The sequence below is a fragment of the Spongiivirga sp. MCCC 1A20706 genome, from assembly GCF_046524175.1.
Taxonomy (GTDB): Bacteria; Bacteroidota; Bacteroidia; order Flavobacteriales; family Flavobacteriaceae; genus Spongiivirga.
This window is the reverse complement of record NZ_JBEFZF010000006.1, coordinates 233361-252819: the sequence shown is the minus strand read 5'-3', so window position 1 is coordinate 252819 and position 19459 is coordinate 233361. Positions and strand designations below refer to the sequence as shown.

General features: G+C 35.6%; 24 protein-coding genes. 17 read left to right on the top strand and 7 right to left on the bottom strand.

The features are described 5' to 3' along the window. The first annotated feature begins 94 nt into the window (after window positions 1-94). Complete coding sequence (locus ABN763_RS15410) at window positions 95-931, top strand: universal stress protein (protein ID WP_410486389.1); 837 nt, start codon at window positions 95-97, stop codon at window positions 929-931. Here ABN763_RS15410 and deoD read toward each other — a convergent pair whose 3' ends face one another. The 4 genes from deoD to ABN763_RS15390 are packed head-to-tail and all read right to left on the bottom strand — an operon-like array spanning window position 932 to window position 3048. Beyond that, window positions 932-1630 (bottom strand): purine-nucleoside phosphorylase, encoded by a 699-nt coding sequence (deoD, locus tag ABN763_RS15405; RefSeq protein WP_410486388.1) that lies wholly within the window; start codon window positions 1628-1630, stop codon window positions 932-934. After that, window positions 1627-2280 carry a deoxyribose-phosphate aldolase gene (gene deoC, locus ABN763_RS15400; RefSeq protein WP_410486387.1) on the bottom strand — a complete coding sequence of 218 codons (654 nt, stop codon included), beginning with the start codon at window positions 2278-2280 and terminating at the stop codon, window positions 1627-1629. Before deoC ends, deoD begins: the two co-directional genes overlap by 4 nt. A 47-nt stretch (window positions 2281-2327) precedes the next feature. Beyond that, the gene (trxA, locus tag ABN763_RS15395; RefSeq protein ID WP_410486386.1) at window positions 2328-2627 is read right to left on the bottom strand and encodes a thioredoxin; all 300 of its coding nucleotides are present in this window, start codon (window positions 2625-2627) and stop codon (window positions 2328-2330) included. A gap of 4 nt (window positions 2628-2631) precedes the next feature. Next, entirely contained in the window at window positions 2632-3048 is a 417-nt protein-coding gene (locus tag ABN763_RS15390) for a hypothetical protein (RefSeq protein WP_410486385.1), read from the bottom strand. Between the two features lie 166 nt (window positions 3049-3214). On the opposite strand from ABN763_RS15390, the gene ABN763_RS15385 reads away from it, so the two are divergent. The 7 genes from ABN763_RS15385 to cls all read left to right on the top strand — a co-directional run bounded on the left by ABN763_RS15385 (window position 3215) and on the right by cls (window position 9959). Next, on the top strand, window positions 3215-4066 hold the full coding sequence (locus ABN763_RS15385) for a universal stress protein (RefSeq protein WP_410486384.1): 852 nt from the start codon (window positions 3215-3217) through the stop codon (window positions 4064-4066). 15 nt (window positions 4067-4081) lie between these two features. Next, entirely contained in the window at window positions 4082-4927 is an 846-nt protein-coding gene (locus ABN763_RS15380; protein WP_410486383.1) for a universal stress protein, read from the top strand. A gap of 50 nt (window positions 4928-4977) precedes the next feature. Then, the gene (locus ABN763_RS15375) at window positions 4978-5820 is read left to right on the top strand and encodes a universal stress protein (RefSeq protein WP_410486382.1); all 843 of its coding nucleotides are present in this window, start codon (window positions 4978-4980) and stop codon (window positions 5818-5820) included. A gap of 12 nt (window positions 5821-5832) precedes the next feature. Further along, window positions 5833-6255 (top strand): hypothetical protein, encoded by a 423-nt coding sequence (locus ABN763_RS15370; RefSeq protein WP_410486381.1) that lies wholly within the window; start codon window positions 5833-5835, stop codon window positions 6253-6255. Further along, a complete protein-coding gene (locus ABN763_RS15365) occupies window positions 6252-7088 on the top strand; it encodes an ATP cone domain-containing protein (RefSeq protein ID WP_410486380.1) in 837 nt (278 codons plus the stop codon). Before ABN763_RS15370 ends, ABN763_RS15365 begins: the two co-directional genes overlap by 4 nt. A gap of 3 nt (window positions 7089-7091) precedes the next feature. Further along, a complete protein-coding gene (locus ABN763_RS15360) occupies window positions 7092-8471 on the top strand; it encodes an MBL fold metallo-hydrolase RNA specificity domain-containing protein (protein WP_410486379.1) in 1380 nt (459 codons plus the stop codon). 63 nt (window positions 8472-8534) lie between these two features. Then, on the top strand, window positions 8535-9959 hold the full coding sequence (gene cls, locus ABN763_RS15355; RefSeq protein WP_410486378.1) for a cardiolipin synthase: 1425 nt from the start codon (window positions 8535-8537) through the stop codon (window positions 9957-9959). 12 nt (window positions 9960-9971) lie between these two features. Here the strand turns inward: cls and ABN763_RS15350 are convergent, their stop codons facing one another. Next, entirely contained in the window at window positions 9972-10805 is an 834-nt protein-coding gene (locus ABN763_RS15350) for a universal stress protein (RefSeq protein ID WP_410486377.1), read from the bottom strand. Window positions 10806-10928: 123 nt separating this feature from the next. Here ABN763_RS15350 and ABN763_RS15345 point away from each other — a divergent pair, with 123 nt between their 5' ends. The 8 genes from ABN763_RS15345 to ABN763_RS15310 all read left to right on the top strand — a co-directional run bounded on the left by ABN763_RS15345 (window position 10929) and on the right by ABN763_RS15310 (window position 16709). Beyond that, on the top strand, window positions 10929-11657 hold the full coding sequence (locus ABN763_RS15345) for an energy transducer TonB (protein WP_410486376.1): 729 nt from the start codon (window positions 10929-10931) through the stop codon (window positions 11655-11657). A 264-nt stretch (window positions 11658-11921) separates the two neighbouring features. Beyond that, window positions 11922-12515, top strand: a complete 594-nt coding sequence (locus tag ABN763_RS15340) for a Crp/Fnr family transcriptional regulator (protein ID WP_410486375.1) — start codon at window positions 11922-11924, stop codon at window positions 12513-12515. 148 nt (window positions 12516-12663) lie between these two features. Then, window positions 12664-13308: a hypothetical protein gene (locus tag ABN763_RS15335; protein WP_410486374.1), complete on the top strand. Its 645-nt coding sequence runs from the start codon at window positions 12664-12666 to the stop codon at window positions 13306-13308. A gap of 12 nt (window positions 13309-13320) precedes the next feature. After that, window positions 13321-13878 (top strand): NADPH-dependent FMN reductase, encoded by a 558-nt coding sequence (locus ABN763_RS15330; RefSeq protein ID WP_410486373.1) that lies wholly within the window; start codon window positions 13321-13323, stop codon window positions 13876-13878. 129 nt (window positions 13879-14007) lie between these two features. Then, complete coding sequence (locus tag ABN763_RS15325) at window positions 14008-14358, top strand: hypothetical protein (RefSeq protein ID WP_410486372.1); 351 nt, start codon at window positions 14008-14010, stop codon at window positions 14356-14358. 1 nt (window position 14359) lies between these two features. After that, window positions 14360-14857, top strand: coding sequence for a DUF1772 domain-containing protein (locus tag ABN763_RS15320; RefSeq protein ID WP_410486371.1), 498 nt, complete (start codon window positions 14360-14362; stop codon window positions 14855-14857). A gap of 87 nt (window positions 14858-14944) precedes the next feature. Beyond that, a complete protein-coding gene (locus ABN763_RS15315) occupies window positions 14945-15784 on the top strand; it encodes an NmrA family NAD(P)-binding protein (RefSeq protein ID WP_410486370.1) in 840 nt (279 codons plus the stop codon). Window positions 15785-16052: 268 nt separating this feature from the next. Then, a complete protein-coding gene (locus tag ABN763_RS15310) occupies window positions 16053-16709 on the top strand; it encodes a hypothetical protein (RefSeq protein WP_410486369.1) in 657 nt (218 codons plus the stop codon). Between the two features lie 29 nt (window positions 16710-16738). Here ABN763_RS15310 and ABN763_RS15305 read toward each other — a convergent pair whose 3' ends face one another. After that, window positions 16739-17593 carry a helix-turn-helix domain-containing protein gene (locus ABN763_RS15305; RefSeq protein ID WP_410486368.1) on the bottom strand — a complete coding sequence of 285 codons (855 nt, stop codon included), beginning with the start codon at window positions 17591-17593 and terminating at the stop codon, window positions 16739-16741. A 116-nt stretch (window positions 17594-17709) separates the two neighbouring features. Next, window positions 17710-18822, bottom strand: coding sequence for a LytTR family transcriptional regulator DNA-binding domain-containing protein (locus ABN763_RS15300; protein ID WP_410486367.1), 1113 nt, complete (start codon window positions 18820-18822; stop codon window positions 17710-17712). Between the two features lie 260 nt (window positions 18823-19082). Between ABN763_RS15300 and ABN763_RS15295 the strand changes: the two genes are divergently transcribed. Further along, window positions 19083-19448, top strand: a complete 366-nt coding sequence (locus ABN763_RS15295) for a cytochrome c (RefSeq protein WP_410486366.1) — start codon at window positions 19083-19085, stop codon at window positions 19446-19448. Window positions 19449-19459 lie beyond the last annotated feature (11 nt).

Here is a 19459-nt window from a genome sequence, read left to right as displayed (position 1 = left end):
ATACATATAGTAAGAACAGTTACAAATGATAATGATCATGTTACAAAACACAAGGCGTTCTTAGCTTTGAATATCACCATATTCCAGCATTATTATGAAACAAATATTGGTCCCAATCGATTTTTCTGAAACCTCTTCATATGCCTTAGAAACTGCTGCAAATATTGCAAGAGAACACAATAGTCATATTATTTTGTTGCATATGTTACGGGGCGTACAACTTGATTTTGATGATAGTAAATTTGATGGCTTTATGGAAGCTTCATACTATAGAGATATGGTTAAAAAGAGAATTGACGGGTTTCTGGAAAATGGGTATTTGAAAGATGTTTCGTATCGAACGATTATTCAGAATTATCGCATATTTAAAGAGGTTGGAAACGTGGCCTTAGAACATGAAGTCGACTTAATTGTAATGGGGTCTCATGGTGTAAGTGGGATCTTCGATCAATTTGTTGGTTCTAATACCGAAAAGGTAGTTAGAAGTGCGGAGGTGCCTGTTTTAGTTATAAAAAAAAGTAGACCTGAATTTAAACTTAACAATGTGCTGTTTGCTTGCGATTTTAAAAAAGAGAGTCTAGAGGCATACAATAAAGCAATGCGCTTTTTTAATGATATTAATTGTCACGTTCAGCTGTTATATATACACACAGCGAACGACCGATTTACTAGTAGTGTGGAAATTGAAAATGGGGTAGATGAATTTTTAAGATTAGCGGAGAATTCGTATTATCATTCTTCAAAAAACACATGTTACCGGGTTGATCATACTGTCGAAGATGGCATTTATAACTATTTAGCAAGGGAAAAGTTTGATGCTATTGCTATATCAACTCATGGCAGAAAAGGACTGTCTCATTTTTTTATGGGAAGTATTGGCGAAGATATTGCTAACCATACAACTAGTCCCGTAATAACATTTAAAATGTAATTAGACAATGCCCAGCGCTATTTCTACCATAGTGCTAAAGCTGTTTTCACGTTCTTCTGGTGTACTCTCTTCTTTAGTAACCAAGGAATCTGAAATGGTCAAAATAGATAAAGCCTCAATCCCAAATTTAGCCGCTAGGGTGTACAACACGGCTGTTTCCATTTCCACACAAAGCACACCGTACGAAGCCCATATTTTATAGTGATCTGGGTCTGATTCGTAAAATGTGTCAGAGCTAAGCACATTTCCGGCTTTAAAATGAATAGCTTCTTGCTCACAATATTTTACCGCCTTGTTGAGTAAGTTAAAATTTGCGGTAGGGCAGAAAGTAACGTTGGAAAATAAGTCATTGTTAAAATTTGAATTGGTTGATGCTGCCATTGCAATTATAACATCTCTTAAATGAATATTGGGTTGATAGGAGCCCGCGGTACCCACCCGAATAATTTTTTTAACGTTGTATTCATTGATGAGTTCATGAAAATAAATCATTGCTGACGGAATACCCATACCGCTGCCTTGTACTGATATTGGTTTTCCATTGTAAAGTCCCGTATACCCTAACATCCCTCTTGTTCTGTTGTAGCATTTAGAATTTTTGAAAAAGGTGTCGGCAATCCATTTAGCTCTTAAGGGGTCGCCAGGTATCAGCACTGTGTCTGCAATCTCTCCTGGTTTTGCATCGATATGTATACTCATAATCTTGCTTGTTTGACAATATCTAAAGCTGATGAAGTACCTATTCTTTCAACACCATGATCAATATATAGCTTAGCAGTGTTGTAGTCTTTTATCCCTCCTGAAGCTTTAATCTTTTTTGAGTTGCCGATTACACTTTTTATAAGTTTAATGTCTTCAATAGTTGCACCTCCAGTACCGTAACCGGTCGAGGTTTTTATAAAATCAGCTTTAGTTTTAACCAGATGCTTACACAACGTTACTTTTTCTTGATTGGTAAGGTAACAGGTTTCTATGATTACTTTAAGTATGCTTGTTCCTATAGCTTCTTTTATTTGTGCTACTTCGGCTTTAATCTGGTCATAGTGTTCTGATTTTACGTGGCCAATATTAATTACCATATCAATCTCATCTGCACCATCATTAGTATATAATGTAGCTTCTTGGACCTTACTTTTGATTGATGAAAACCCCAATGGAAAACCTACCACAGTGGCCACCTTCACCCGGCTTTTTTTAAGATAACTTGAAGCGGCTTTTACAAAGCAACCTGGTATACAAACTGCATAAAAGTTTTCCTTAATAGCTTCATCACAAATGCGTAAAATATCTTTTTCAACAGCCGTCGGTTTTAACAGTGTATGATCAATATATTGTTCAATTTCTTTCATAACATAATCGATGTTTAAGCAACTATGTACCCAATGCTTGATTGTTACTATTGGTGCTGTTCTACTATTTGAAGAATGTGATCTTTTGGTAAAACTCCTGATTGTCGCCAGAGTTGTTTTCCATTTTTAAACAACAACAATGTAGGAACACCGCGAACCTGAAATTTGTTTGCTAGAGGTTGATGTTTGTCTACATCAATTTTAATGATCTTGATGGTGTCACCCAAAGTTGCCTTGACTTCTTTCAGTATAGGAGCCAATGCCTTACAGGGTCCACACCAGTCGGCATAAAAATCAACTAAAACTGGCTTTGGACTGTTGACCAAGCTATCAAAGTTTCCTTTCATAAAATTATTCTCTAAACAAGATATTCAATTTTGCCAATATTATCAACTCGGCCTTATTCTTACCAGCAAAGGAACCCGCTATGGCATTGGCGGTTGATAAAATCATCGACTTGACCTTGGGTGTAAATAATGCAGGATGCTCTTCATAAAATGTCACAAACTCGTCAAAACATTCTTGTCCATCTGGTTCATTTTCTTGTAACCAATCAAAAACAATTTCCATTTGAAAGGCCATGTCGGTTTCATACTCATCATGCATGTCATCAAGATCGATCCAAACTTCATCAATTTTTTCCTTGATCTTTTGAACCTCTGCGGGACGAATTACTTTGTCAGCAATCGCAACGGCATAAAACAACTTACCCAATGATTGATAAAAGTGCTTTCTAGTAGTTTCTGAATATGTAGGATGATTGCTCATAACCATAATTTTAAAGTTAGGATAAATAAGTTAAAAACGCTTATGACAAAAGTTTTATTTAATCATTGAATAAACCATGACATGTATCAGCTTTCGTGACTGATAATTATCATAGTGTTAGCAAAATTGCAGTACTAGATTTGTAAGAGACCTAAAGTTAAAAACGATGAAAAGTATTTTGTTGCCTACTGATTTTTCTACAAATGCATGGAATGCCATTTCATATGCTTTGCAGCTATTTAAAGATGAAGATTGCACTTTTCATGTGCTTCATACCTACACTCCGTCATTGCAACGTGTTGATTATGCGGTGGGTGGTCCAGTCTACAGCGGAATTCCCGATCCCTTAGTCGATAAGGCTTTAGACGGTGTCGAAAAAACCTTGCTTAAAATAGAAGAGAATTATTCAAACCCTCGCCACCAATTTGTAACACACACAAAGTTTAGTTTGTTGGTAGATGAAATTAAAGAAATTACTTCCAAACACCATGTAGATTTAGTGGTAATGGGTACGCAGGGAGCTACCGGAGCAAGACGTGTCTTCTTTGGGTCTAACACAGTAGCAGTTATTAATAAAACAGAAGTTCCCGTTTTAGCAGTTCCGTTAGATTATAAAAATCGGCCACTGAGGCAGCTATTATTTGTAACGGATTTCTTGCAGAATTTTAACAATGACTCTATAAAAATTCTGCTGCATGTTATTGAAAAAACGAAACCACAAATCACCTTACTTCATATTACAGATGGAGTGCATGCGTTGAACAGTAAACAAATTCAGCACAAGCGACAGCTTGAAGAGTTATTTGATCGATATAGTGGTAACGAGGTGATTAACCTTGAATTTCAGGGTTCGATGCCGGATTCACTTTTTGATTTTGTAAAACAAAGTGACTATCAACTATTGGCTATGATCAACAGAAAGCACAGCGTTTTAGAGCGGTTGATTCGCAATCAAAATATCGATCAAATTGGATTTGAAACGAATTTGCCATTTCTGGTAATACCACCTATAGGTTAACAATAAACAAATACTATGAAAACAATATTATTGCCTACAGACTTTTCTGATAATGCAACGAATGCCATTCATTATGCGGTTGAAGCCCATAAAAACCAGGACTGCAAGTTTTACTTAATGCATTCATATGCACTTGATTTGTTTTTTACTAATAAAGAGCTGGAGTCGGACTCGGAATTAGATCAAGAAATGCGAAGTCAATACGAAAAAGAATTAGAATGGATGATTATTGAGTTGCGCAGAAGTTACAATAATTCAAAACATAAATTTGAGTCAGTTGTCAAAAGTAACTCCTTGTACGGAGCCATAGTTGAGGTAGTCGCCGAAAAGGCCATTGACTTAATCGTCATGGGTACTCAGGGCAGCAGTGGTTTACGAGAAATTTTCATGGGGAGTAACACGGTTAGTGTATTAAAACGCATCAGAAACTGTCCTATTCTTATAATACCAGCAGATACTGTTTACAAAGGTTTTTCTCAGATTGTGTTTCCAACAGATTTTAGGCAAGCATACTACCGATCTGAATTATTACCACTACTTGATTTAATTAAATACAACGATTCAAAGGTGGATATGATTAGGATCGTAGGCTATGTGAACTTAGATGATGCGCAACGTAAAAATAAGGAGCAGTTATCCAATTTCTTGGGTAAAGATCAAGTTACTACTTATGTAGAACTTCCCATAAATGTTACTGTAAGAAAGGAGATAGAGCAATATGCGCAACAGGTAGAAGCTGATTTAATTGCAATTATACAATACAAGCACAGTTTTCTTGAGAAACTTACACAAGAGCCGATAATAAAGAAGTTGGCATTTCATACCGATACGCCATTATTAGTGCTGCCAGAACTAGAATGACCTGTTAGGATGAGTTGGCCGATTAATGTTAAACCTCAAACTTGTAAAAAATGAAACGAATTTTAATACCCACCGACTTTTCAGAAACTGCACAACATGCAATTGACTATGCCATTACCCTTTTTAAAAACGAAGACTGTACATTTTACCTGTTAAATGTATTTTCTGTTGACAATTACTCTACTAGTAATTTAGGAGTACCTGAACCGGGAAACCCGGCTTATGAAGCAAAGTTGAATGCGGCTCAAAAAGAACTTAAAAAAATCGCCGATTTATTAGATACCAAGACTAATGATAATCATCATTTTGAGATCATAGCTTCATATAACGTCATTTTACACGAAATAGAACATTTGGTTGAAAAAAGAAATATCGATTTAGTTGTAATGGGTACTAAGGGGGTCACTGATAACTGGGATAAAATTTTTGGCAGTAATGCAGCCAATATTATGGATCGATTGATTAGCTGTCCTGTGATTGCAGTTCCTAAAACCGCAAGTCTTGAAAATCCTAAGGAAATTGTTTTTCCTACTTCTTTCAAGTTACCGTATAATCGTCAGGAAATAGTTCCTATGCTTAACATAGCAAGGAAAGCCAATGCTACATTACGTATACTACACGTGATAGAAGAGAATGAACTTAGCGATCTACAAAAGAAAAATAAAGCGTTGTTAGAAGAAGATCTTACCGTTTTATCTTATACCTATCATGAACTTACAAATCTTGATGTTGATGCGGCTATACATTGCTTTGCGGAAAGTAGGGATGCTGATATGATTGCCTTGATTCATCATAAGCATGGGTTTTTTGACCGTTTGCTAAAAAAATCAGTAACCAAAAAAATTGGAAACGCTGCTAAAGTACCCATGTTAGCAATGCACTTGTTTAATTAAAAATGTAAAACGATGAAAGAAATAGGAATTTGGTTGGATAAACAAAAAGCATACTTGCTAATCTTTGAAAGTAATGATGAACATTTTATTACTATAGAATCTGAAGTCGAAGATTACCGTATACATGGTGGGTCGCGTTCAAAAACTCGTTGGGGACCACAGGATGTTGTACAAGACAGTAAATACCTTGAACGAGAAAAGCACCAGCTTAGAAATTATTTCAAAAAAATCATTGAGTTTTTAAAAAACGCGAACAATATCACTATTAATGGACCAGCAGAGACCTATTTAAAACTAAAATCAGAAATAGACTCAAATTATAGAGATATTGCTGAAAAGGTTTCAATGGTCAACAATGCTGATAGCATGACCATTAATCAAGTAAAAGCCCTACTTAAAGAACAGTTAGGGCGCGCGCCTGAGCGAGGTAGATGAAAAATCAAACGATTGATATAAAGGTTGTCAAGGCGTCTGGGGATATCGTTGATTTTTCTTTTTCTAAACTTAGAAAGTCGCTACAATCATCAGGAGCCAGTAATACAACCGTCGAAGAAATAATCAATACCATAAAAGATGAGGTTTACGATGGTATAAGTACTAAAGAAATTCATAAACGTGCTTATACCATGCTAAACATGAAGAATGAGTCTTATGGTTCGCGATACAAGCTAAAAAAAGCCATTTATGAACTGGGGCCTACCGGTTTTCCGTTTGAAAGGTTTGTATCGTCTTTACTAGACTACTCGGGTTTTGAAACTTCAGTGAATGTTATAGTTAAAGGGTATTGTGTGGCCCATGAAGTGGATGTGATGGCAATAAAAAATCATACCGCTAATATAGTGGAGTGCAAGTTTCATAGTGATGCTAGTAGAAAATGCAACGTTAAGGTGCCCCTATATATTAACAGTCGCTTCAAGGATATTGCCCGTAATTGGCAAGATAAGCGCGCAGTATTAGCTAATGGCTGGGTGGTCACAAACACTCGGTTTACCAAAGATGCGATGGATTATGGGACTTGTGCTAATCTTTATCTCCTAAGTTGGAACCATCCGAAAGGGAATTCTCTTAAAGAGCGAATAGATAGACTTGGGTTATATCCTATAACCACTTTAAGGTTGTTTAATCAGTATGAAAAAGAATGGTTACTTGAAAAAGGAGTTGTTTTATGTAGGACCTTGCTAGACAGAAAGGAATTACTTAACGAATTGAATATAAAAGAACCAAGAAAAGGTAGATTGTTTCAAACAATAGAAAAGCTTTGTACGTAAAATATGTCTGATAATACCATTGATGTTGTTTTTTTAGGTGGTGCCGGTTCGGTAACAGGATCAAAGTTTTTAATAAAGACAAGTCATCTTAATGTACTTGTTGATTGTGGAATGTTTCAAGGTGAAAAAAAACTAAGACAGTTAAATTGGGAACCGCTAACTATCGAACCTTCTTCAATCGATTTAGTAGTGTTAACTCATGGGCATTTAGATCATGTAGGATACCTTCCTAAACTTGTAAAAGATGGCTTCAACGGATCAATCATCGGAACTGCACCAACCTTAGCTATTGCCAGAATAGTATTGCTTGATAGTGCTAAAATTAATGAAGAATATGCCGAAGAGTCAAATAGAAAGGGTTTTAGTAAGCATCAGCCTGCATTACCTTTATACACGATCGAAGATGCCGAAAATGCAACCTATCGTTTTCAGCCTCAACCTAAAAACGAGGCTTTAAAGGTTGATAATGCTATTTCTATAACATTTAGATATAATGGTCATATTCTTGGAGCATGTTTTGTCGAAATCGAAATTTATGGTAAAGTCTTAATTTTTTCTGGTGATGTAGGTCGTAATGATGATCTTTTATTATATGAACCAGAGAAACCAGAGAAAGCAGATTTTCTCTTTTTAGAAAGTACCTATGGTGATCAACTTCACCCGCTAGAAGATGTGAGTCAAAAACTAACGGCTATTGTCAATGAAACAATAAGTAATCAAGGAAGTTTGATTATACCAAGTTTTGCGGTTGAACGACTTCAGATACTAGCATACTTGCTTTGGCACTTAAGAAAACAAAATCGAATTCCAAACATTCCCATTGTCGTCGATAGCCCAATGGGAAACAGTGTTTTTTCATTGTTTAAACGTTTTGGACATTGGCACAAATTAGCGATTAATGATTATGAATCGATACAGAAGGAAGTCATTTTTGTTGAAAATTATGGCGAAACTTGGGATATTATTGATGATACGCGATCTAAAATTATAATTGCAGGAAGTGGTATGGTAACTGGAGGTCGGGTACTTACCTATGTGAAAAAGCTAGGGTCAGATTTGAGAAATGCAATTTTGTTGGTAGGTTATATGGTAGAGGGTACAAGAGGCTATGATCTTTTAAATGGAGCCAGCACTTTAAAAATGTTTGGCAAGTATTATCCTATAAATGCAAAGTTATATCACGTTCAGTCATTATCAGCACATGCCGATCAGCAGGAACTAATACAATGGCTAGAAAAAATCAACTCAAACCCTACTATATTTCTAATCCATGGAGAATCAGATGCACTTAATGTACTTTCAAAGAAGATCAAAGACACTTATCAATGGAACACCTATATTCCTAAACTTAATGAAAGGGTGCGGCTCTTTCCGAACAACTGATAATGATCATCCAAAGAAATTATAAAAAGTAATACCTTTTCTGAACTATAAATAACATCAGCTATGCTCAATCCATTGTTGATTATTCATGCTGGGATTGCAATTTTATGTATTATTCACTTAATACTATACGGTACCAGGCCCACTAAATCATTTAGCTGGCTTTTGGTATTACTGCTACTACCTTTTATTGGTTTATTGTTATACATATTATTTGGAATTAATCGTCACAACTCAGGTTTTTTTCAGTTACATGAGCTTAAAAAAAGAAAAGTGTATGATACTTCTAATGCTAACAGCTTAAAGTCCGATTTTAAACATGTATTTACTGATGATGTCGCAAGTCAAATATCACAATTAAATGAAATTAATGGAGGGATGTCAGCTACCAGTGGTAACTCGTTAGAGATATTGGATGATGGAGAAAAGGCATTTCAACATATTTTTGATGAATTAGCGCAAGCAAGATATTTTATTCATATTCAATTCTACATTTTTGAAGAAGGAACCGTTCTTGAAAGGTTATTTCAATTATTTGAACAGAAGATAGCTGAAGGTGTCGAAATAAGGGTGATTTATGATGCTATAGGTAGCTACCAATGGAGAAGGAAGTCAATAAAACGTTTTAAAAAAATAGGAGTAAAAATACATGCTACAATGCCATTGCGATTTGGAAGTCTTTTGTTTACGCTAAATCATCGTAACCATCGGAAAATTATAGTAGTAGATGGTGTGGTCGGTTTTACAGGAGGAATTAATATTTCGGATAAATATATAGAAGCTTCTGATGGTCTTGGGGTGTGGGACGATATGCATATAAAGATCAAAGGCCCAGCGGTAAAAAGTCTTAATACTGTTTTTATTAAAGACTACTATTTTGCCAGTGGTGACGAGGGAGTGTTGAATGAAGAATATGTTGTTGAAAGTAGTGAATTAGGGAATAAAATAGTGCAGATTTTAGCTAGTGGACCGGACACTGCCAATCCTTCAATTTTACAATTGTATATTAAACTAATTAATGTGGCCAGAAAGAACATTTATATCGCTAATCCGTATTTCATACCAAGTGCTCCGCTTCTAGAGGCTTTAAAAATTGCTGCTTTGTCAGGAGTCTCTGTAAATTTGTTAGTGCCTGAAAAGTCTGATATTAATCTGGTAAAGCACAGCATGTTCTCATTTTTTGATGAGTTACTCCAAAATGGAGTTCACATTTACCTACATCCTGAGAAGTTTTTGCATAGCAAGTTTATTGTGGTAGATAATGAGATTACCTCAATAGGTTCAGGTAATTTTGACAACCGAAGTTTTGAGCAAAATTTTGAGGTCAATGCGGTGATCTACAATAAAGAAATCGCTAAAAAAGTTGGTGATGACTTTTTAAATGACTGCTATAACAGTAAAAAAATCTCACTCAATATCTTCAAAAAAAGATCATTAGGTCAACGTTTTGTGGAGGGGTTTGCTAGGTTATTCAGCCCCTTGATGTAATGCACCTAATAACTACATTTTGACAGTTAAAACTGGTACCGGAGCATCATCAACAATAGATTCGCCGACACTGCCCAATAAAAAGTGAGCGAAGCCTTTACGACCGTGCGTTGCCACCGCTATTAAATCGGCATTTTTATCATCAGCTACATGAAGAATCCCGTTTTCAACACCGTAATCATCATAATGGTTGATCTTTATCAGAGCTTTTTGATAAGGCTCTTGTAAATGGGTAGCAAATTTTTCTATTTTATTCTCTACCTCATGTGTGCTTTTAAAGCTCTCTGAAGGCTGATTTACATGTACTATTTCAACATCAAAATTTAGTGCGTTGCAAAAGTCGATTATCGTCTTAAAGCTCTCTGCACTTTCAAGGCTAAAATCGCATGCTACAATGGCTTTTCCCGTATTTAATTGGGACATTTGTTTTTTCACCGCCAAAATAGGAACAGAAGTATTACGTGCTAATTTTTGAGTATGTGTGCTGTTAAAAAATTCTTCAAAACCCTTACTGTCATGGGTTCCCATTACAATTAGATCAGGTTGTTGCTCATTAATTACACTATCAATGTGATCAAAAAACCTGTGATTCTTAATTGCATATGAAATTCGTAATCCCTCCAGATAGTCTTTATCCAAAAAATCCGTTAACTTTTTTTCAACAAGTTTTAAATGATATATTCCATCATTCCCTGAATAAGACTCTTTCGTTAAAAATCCATCTGCAATTCCCATCATATGTACCAAAAGAATATCAGCATCGAATTTCTTAGCTATTTCACTTGCAATTTTTAAAGCACTTTCCGAGGATGGACCAAAATCAACTGGGACTAATATTTTTTTCATGATTAACAATTTTAAGGCTTAATATTTAGTAAAACTAGTTGTAACTGTCCTTTTAAACCCTGATAAATATCATGTTATACCTAGCAACTGGTAACTACATTTAAAACAATAAAACTAGAAGCCATGAAACCAAAAAAAAATCCTAAAGTCGATCTTAATAGAAATAGTGGTTTATACTTTGTAATTGGATTAACCACAGTATTGTTCTTTACCTGGAGAATGCTCGAGATTAAGACATATCCGCAACAGGATGAGGTTGTTCAATCTATCATTAATCAAGAAGAAATAGAAGAACTAATACCGCTAACTAGACAGTTAGAATTACCCCCGCCACCGCCTCCAGCTAATGTAGCTCCGGAAACCATACAAGTTGTTGAAAACGAAAACGAGATTGAGGAAAGTACTATTCAATCTAGTGAGTCGGATCAGGATCTTGAGGTAAGCGATGTGGTTGCTGTTGATGATGTTGAAGTAGAGGAGGAAGCAGAAATTATTGTAGTCCCTTTTGCTGTAATTGAAGAGGTGCCTATTTTTCCAGGCTGCGAAGGAATGTCAAGAAATGAACAGGTGCAGTGCTTTAACCGGAAGATGCAAGAGCATATTAAAAAGAACTTAAAATATCCCAAGATTTCGCTAGAAATGGGTGTTCAGGGTAGGGTATTTGTTCAATTTACCATCGATGAAACTGGGCAACCAACTAATTTCAAATTTAGAAGTCCTGATTTGAACTTAGAGAAAGAATCACGACGTATTATGAAGTTACTTCCAAAAATGAAGCCCGGTAGACAGCGCGATAAAAATGTACGTGTAAATTATGCGTTACCAATTAACTATGTGCTGCAGTATAATTAGTAGTATATACTTCTAGAAATTATTATAATTTTTGCTTTTTTGAACGGGATAGGAGGTGACTCCTATCCTGTTTTTGGTTCGCTAGATTTCTTGTTGCATGGTAATACCCCATACGCCAGTCGCTGCTGTTTTTGAAAGGTAGGAGTGATTTATGAAATGGGTTTTTAACTTTTACTAAGTTTATATCACTATTGAAAGCAAAATATTCTCTTTTTTAATTATTGATAAATTCTTTAATTTAAATCTATGCAAATACTTTAAGAATTGAACTTTAAAGAATCCCATAATCTAATACTTGATAATGTATCTCGATTTATAGACTTAACTGAGTTAGAAAGGCGGAAATATATTTCTTTACTAACGGAAATTAAGGTGAAGAAAAAAGATTTTCTTCTGCAAGCAGGTAAGACGGTTAAATTTGAATTTTTTATTACTAAGGGGTGTTTGAAGGTATACACTTTGAATGAGGAAGGGGCGCCTCATATCTCAATGTTTGCGGTTGAAGATTATTGGACGGGTGATTTGTCGAGTTTTATGACAAAAGAACCGTCTAGGTATTTTATAAAAGCAATTGAGTCCTCAGAACTATTGGGAATTTCAAGAACGAACTATGATGTCCTATTTCAAGAAATTCCAAAATTTGAACGGTTTTATCGCATCCTATATCAAAAGTCTTTAATCAGTTATATCAGGCGTTCAAATCATGGTATATCATTAACCGCCGAAGAAAGGTACATTGAATTCAAAAAGAAATACCCGCAAACTGTAAATCGAATTACTCAAAAAGATTTAGCTGCATACTTAGGAATTACACCAGAATTTATGAGCAAAACTATCTCCAGGGTTAACCGAAAGTAAATAACCTTGGGAGGAGCCTATGGGTATTAAAAGAAAAAATTCACATTAATTTCGACACAAGCATCGGAATATTTTAAATCTCGATTATCGAGTAAAAGTCTTAAACTAGTTCATTTTTTTTCACACCGCCCCATCGGAATTTTGAAGTGTGAAAAGAATAAGACTCATAGCGACAACATTCTTCTTTGGTTTTGTAAGTACGTTACAGGCACAATTTACTCAATTGGAATTGTTTTCAGGGTTTGAGAAAACAGACTTTACATTACTCTCCAATTACTACATTGATTCCAATAGTTCTGTAAGTATCGCTACCCTTGCTTTCTTTCAGAAATACAGAGAAAGAGAAAATCAAGTTTTTGATGAAATAGGCGTACAGCCTACGCTATTCTGGAATATCAATAAGAAGATTGCTATTGGACCTTCACTATACTATAATAGTTTTGGAGGATTCTCAGAAAGACTTTCAGGTAAGTTTACACTTAAAACTTCCAATGTTCTATTGGTGGTCATTCCTACCGTAGCATATTCAGAACAGAAAGATGCAAGCCTCGGTGAGTTATTTGCACAATTTCAGATACAAAAACCATTTCATGAAAATCTATCCCTGTGGCTAAATGGACAGTTTTTAACGGTTTGGGATAAATTCAAATCACATTCAAGAAGTTTTAAGCAATTGCGCACGGGTATCGCATATAAAGGCTATCAAGTTGGGATTGGACTAGACTTTGACCAATACGGAACTGAACCCATTCAAAAATCAAGTTTTGGAATCTATTATCGTAACACATTTTAAATCTTATATATTATGAAAAAAGTAATCACCATTGCCGGTAGCAACAGTCAAAAATCAATCAACAAAGCTTTAGTAGGTTACACGGCGAGCTTATTGAGAAATATAGAAATCGTGTCTATCGATTTAAATGATTATGTACTTCCTATTTATGGGGAAGACTTCGAGGCAGAGAATGGCATCCCCACAGCAGTTAAAAGATTAGATGAATTAATTAATACAGCAGATGCTTTTATCATCTCCTTAGCGGAACATAATGGTTCTTATGCTGCGGTATTTAAGAATGTGATAGACTGGTTGTCACGCTTGAATATGCAAATTTGGAGAGAAAAACCTATGCTTTTGATGGCTACTTCACCTGGAGGAAGAGGTGGTGCTACCGTTTTACAATCAGCAGCGACTAGTTTTCCATTTCTGGGAGCTAAAATCATTCAGACCTATTTGCTCCCCTCATTTTATGACCATTTTAAAAACGGTAAAGTAGTAGAAGAACACTACCAAAAAGAAATTGAAGATAAAATAGCTACGCTTTCTAAAGTGTTGCAAAAGCAACCTGTGGAAGCTTTAAAGTAGCCTCTTCACAACTTAAATTTTGAAAATAGTTTAATGCACTTTTCGAACAAATCATACTTCCGCTCGAATAAATAATTGGTGGCATATCTGCGCAACTTTGTGTCATCATAATCAATAACACTAATGATGATGACAACACTAACACAATTCATAATTGCTTTAAGTCTTTCTTTTTTCGGAGAAAGTAACAATGAGAATTACTTGGTATATAACTATGTAGAAATAGAAACAAGCAACCGTGTCGTAAGAGATTCATCCCAAACAAGGGCATTTGAAATTCTTACCAATAAATGCAACGTCTGTCACGTAAAACGCAATCGTATACGTGTCTTTACAAAAGATAATATGAACAATTGGTCTGCTGACGTGTATAAGCAGGTTTTCATTAAAAAACGAATGCCCAGAGGCAAGAAAATTAAGCTTACTAGCGAAGAATATCAAGATTTATTAACCTGGATATCATCCGTAAAAGAACAATAAAATGGACATTAAAATTCAAACAATCGTATTGATGCTAGGCATCTTATTTACTGGACTTACAGCAGGCTTATGTTTTACTTGGTCCAATGCGGTAACTCCAGGGCTAGGAAGATTGGATAATCTCACATTCCTTAAATCGTTTCAATCGATCAATAGAGCCATCATTAATCGAAGTTTTCTATTCGTATTCTTTGGACCAGTGATACTACTTTTTTTGAATGCATGGTTTTTCAGAGGGGCGAACCAGATTAGTTTTTTAACCTTTTTAATTGCCGCATTGGTGTTTTTTGTTGGCATCGGTCTCATCACTATTTTCGGGAATGTACCGCTCAATGAAATGATCGATAAAGTCAACCTTGATACGCTCTCATCCATTGAAATAAGCGATTTGAGAAGGCGATTTGAAAAACCTTGGAACCGCTGGCACCTTAAACGCACCATTGCCTCTTCTGCATCTTTTGCGCTATTACTCATAGGATTGATCTATTCAAAACTTTAAGTGCGAAAATAGAATAGGAAAAAAATCTGTCAAAAAAGCCTTCAAGAGTTGAAGCACTAATATTTATCAATTCAAAAACAAATAATAATGAAAACAGAGAACATCGTAGTTATCGGAGGAACTGGAAAAACTGGTAGCCGAGTAGCAAAAAAATTAAAAGAATCTGGATACAACGTTCGCGTTGTAGGGCAAAAGACTAGCCCCGCATTGGATTGGGAAAACCCAGAAACCTATGACGCCGTGCTAGAAGGTATGGATAGAGCATATATCGTGTACTACCCAGATTTGGCTGTGCCCGGATCAAAAGAAGCAATAACTGCCCTAACAGAAAAGGCTAAAAAAGCCGGACTGCAAAAAGTAGTATTGCTTTCTGGCAAAGGCGAGACTGAGGCGGAGGCCTGCGAACAAATAGTAGCTAATTCGGGATTGGCCTATACGCTGGTTAGAGCATCTTGGTTTAACCAGAATTTTAGCGAAGGTGCTTTTATAGATTTTGTGTTAGATGGCGTGGTGGCGATGCCTATGCCGGAGGCAAGAATTCCCTTTGTAGATGCCAATGATATTGCAGAAGTTGTCTCTAGGGTTTTAGTAGATGATACTTATAACGGACAAACGATAACGGTTACAGGTCCAGAAATGAGAACTTTCGAAGAAGTTGTGAGAATTATGGCAAAAGCTAGTAATAGGGAGTTACAATACGTGCCTATTTCTATCGATGAATTTAAGGAAGGAATGAGAAAAGCTGGATTACCAGATTCTTATGTTTGGCTTTTTGGTTACCTATTTAAAGAGGTATTAGGAAATCCAGACAATCAAGAAATTTCTTATGACTTGGAGAAAGTGCTAGGTAGAAAAGCTATCGACTTTACAGAGTACGCTGCCAAAGTTGCTAAATCTGGAGTTTGGAGTCAAAAAAGCTTGGTCTAAAAATTAAGAATTATAAATACTGAGGATGTCTAACATATTAGACGTCAGGTTGAGCGGAGTCGAAACCCTATAATATTAGGAATTTGAAGATTCTTCTCTATAAATCAGGGCCCGAATTTACCTAAAAACAAGGCGTCAGACGTCCTCAGTTATCTACAACGAAAAAGAAATAATGCTTATATCCTATCCATTAATCAAACCGAAATATTACAGGTCTTTAATAAAAGATTTGATAACTTTTATTAAGTCCCCTAATTATAATCCTACTATGGAAAAAACCATAAAAAATAGAGTCTATGATACTATAGGGCTCTTTTTTATAAAGGTTGTATTCTCAGTAGTGGTGGCATCCTTATTGCAATTTGTGTATGACCCTGAAAATCTGACTTCAACAAGTATGGTAGAACGTTTTTCTCCGCTGGTTTTACTGCTAGTTGGTGGGGTTGTATTGCCGCTATTTGAAGAGATGACCTTTAGACTTTCATTAAAATTTAATCCAATGTATCTTGCCCTTACTGTGGCGGGATTTACTTACTACTTGCTCACTAAAGCCATTTTTAAAAGCCGATTATCAGCGGTAGATGAAACATTTTGGTGTAGAGTAGTTTCCGCTGTATTAATAGCCCTGATTGTATATGCTTTTTGCAGTAGAAAGAACAACCAAATGGCGTTAAGACGATTCTGGGAGAAGCACTTTAAAAAGTTATATTATTTCTCTTTTATAAGTTTCGCTTGGCTTCATATTTTCAATTTTGAGTTAAGCTTAAGCAATCTGTTGTGGATGCCTATTCTGACACTTCCGCAATTATTTAGTGCAACTATTGCTGGATATACACGTGTAGCTTTTGGGTTTCAGTATCCGCTTTTTGTACATATGATAACCAACATTTTCTTTCTGAGTCTAACGTTTTTACCGATTGATTAACTAAGATAGGATAATGAAAAAAGTTTTAACTATTTAATTTGGCTAGGTCGGTAACCAAATTTTTTTGCAAAGGCATTTGAGAATGAGCTTAGGCTGTCATAGCCTACCTGCCAAGCTGCTTCTTGTACAGTAGCTTCTTTCTGACTGATAAGTTTGTGTGCAGAAGTCAGCCGTTCATTTTGTAGGTATTTGAAAACGGGAACACCGAAAATAGCTTTGAACTCTTTTTTAAGTCTTGTAGTATTGAATCCAATGGCTTTTGAAAGTTCCGAAAGTGAAGGAGGGTTTTCCAAATTTTCCAATAAAATGTCTCTAGCTTTGTTGAGTTGCTCTCTGTGGCTTGGTTTAGAAGCTTTTTCTTGTTGTAAAGCAAGTTGACCAAAAAAGTGAGATAGCAATGCGGTAATCTGGCTCCTAAAAAACATCATTTTAGTCTTACCTGAGTAGTTGTTTGAGAAAAAGGCATCAACGATATTTTCCATCTCGGGGGTCATGAAGAAACTAGGGCCCTCAACATAATGTTCTTTAGGATGTACTAATTCTTGCAATAAGTCACTAAAAAGTTCGCCTTCTTGATTCGGCAGCTGTTCCAAATTCCTAAGTTTGGTAGCAATAACAATACATTTTAAACTTTTATTGGCGCTAACCGCATGTTCAAATACTACTTCTTGGTCGGCATAAAAAGAAAGTGACAAGCCCTTGGTGTATTGAAAGTCTTTGCGCTTTTGACCGTATTTTACAGCTAAATCGACATTACCCGAACCGTAAAAAGCTACAGCTACTATTGGTTCATCAAATCCGCAGGAATCAATTTCTAATGTGGTTGTATTAGCTTCCTCAACTAATATTACGAAATCATTGATATGAATAAAATCACGGGTCATTTCTTACTTTAAATTTAAGAAAATTCAGGATTTTGAAGCGTGTTTAAATTGGTTACCTTCCTGGTGACCCTCAAATAACAAGGCTATCATAAAAAGCAACATAAAAGATCGGTTTTCTACATATTAAGCCATTGCTTAAATTGTGAAGCTCTGTTTTTGCTTATAATAATACTAGTATCAGAATCGGGTTTAACCAGAATTTTTAATTGGTTGTTCCCATATTTAACGATTTTATCAATACTTGAAATAGCAATAATAAACTGCCTATTCGCCCTAAAAAAATAAGATTCATCTAGCTGTGAGAAGAGCTCGTCAAGACTTAAATTGGTTGTTGAGCGTTTCCCATCTATGCAAATTACATAGGTAATGGTATTTTCGGTATAACAATAGGCCATTTCTTCAATGGGAATGGGAACTAACTCATTACGAACGTATGTTAAAATCCTTTTCTTATTGGTATTTGTAGTATCTGTTTCTGCAACGGTTTCCTTCTCTGTAACTTTTTGTTGATATTCTCCAACCGCCCTATTCAGCTTTGAAAGATTGATGACCTCATCTTCCAATTTTTCATTTTTTAACTCCAAACGTTTTTCGTATTTACTACCTAGCAATCGCAATACAATAACCGATGATAAGACCACTAGGGCACCCATCATTAGAAAAATGATTAGAAATTGCCTTTTAAATTCACTCATTTGAGCATCAATACTATCAATATTTGCATGGGCCGCTACAATCCAATCAGAGTTTTCAACCGGTTGAGTCGCAATCACTTTTGATGTTTCAGCCTGGTCTTCGGTGGCTGAGACCTCCCTATTCTTAATATCGGTTAACAGTGATTTATAAAAAGTTTCAGGGTTTAGATCATCAGTAACCGATGATACATAAGAATTATTTGGACTTGCAAATTGCCGTACGTTATTAATATCAGGATGCGCAATTATTTTACCGGACCAATCGTACATGCTTAAAAAACCCATTTCGAGATCAGTGCCTGTTAAACTTTTTTGAATGTTATCGACAATTGAATCTTTGGAAATTCCATAATCCATTTGCTGACCAACCAAAATGGAAAAAGATTTGGCTTCTTTCTTGCTAAATTCTAAATGCGTCTCTAGCAAACGATAACTACTTTCTTTTACTAGATATTGAAACGCGATACTAGCGATGATTATATAGATCACCGTAATTGATAAAAAAGTGAAAAAATAGAGCCTATCTTTTCTCATAGATCCATCTGAAAATTTCATCTAAGATAGCAAATAGCTTTACAAATTAGGTTGCAATTTCCGCCTCATCCCAAATCACTCCATTTTACCAAAAAGTGGATTCCTTTCACGTCAAAATATTCCCTTTTAAGTACTAAAACGTCCCTTTCGCATAGGTTTTTAGTATAAAACAGATTTTTTGGTAGTTGCTTTGTGGTGTAGAAATAACAAGGGATACGACAGTTTTAGAAGTCTCTTTTTCCTGAAAAACTCAACTAAATATGAAAAACACATTAAAAACAACTTTCGCTCTTGCGATTTTACTGCTAATAGGATGCAGTAATGACAGTGAAAGTGATTTAATTGAACAAATTGATGAAGAAACGGTAGTTTCTTATAACGCGACGATACAATCAGTCATTAATAATAATTGCGTTGCTTGTCATTCTGACCCCACCCAAAACGGAGCACCATTCCCACTAACAAATTATAATCAGGTTTTAATACGTGCCGAAAACGGGCAGTTGCTTAGATCAATAAGTAGACAAACAGGAGAGGCAAGAGCAATGCCCCCTTCGGGTAGATTACCTCAAGCTACAATAGACATTATTGAAAAGTGGATCAACGAAGGTGCAGTTGAAGAATAATAATACTCAAA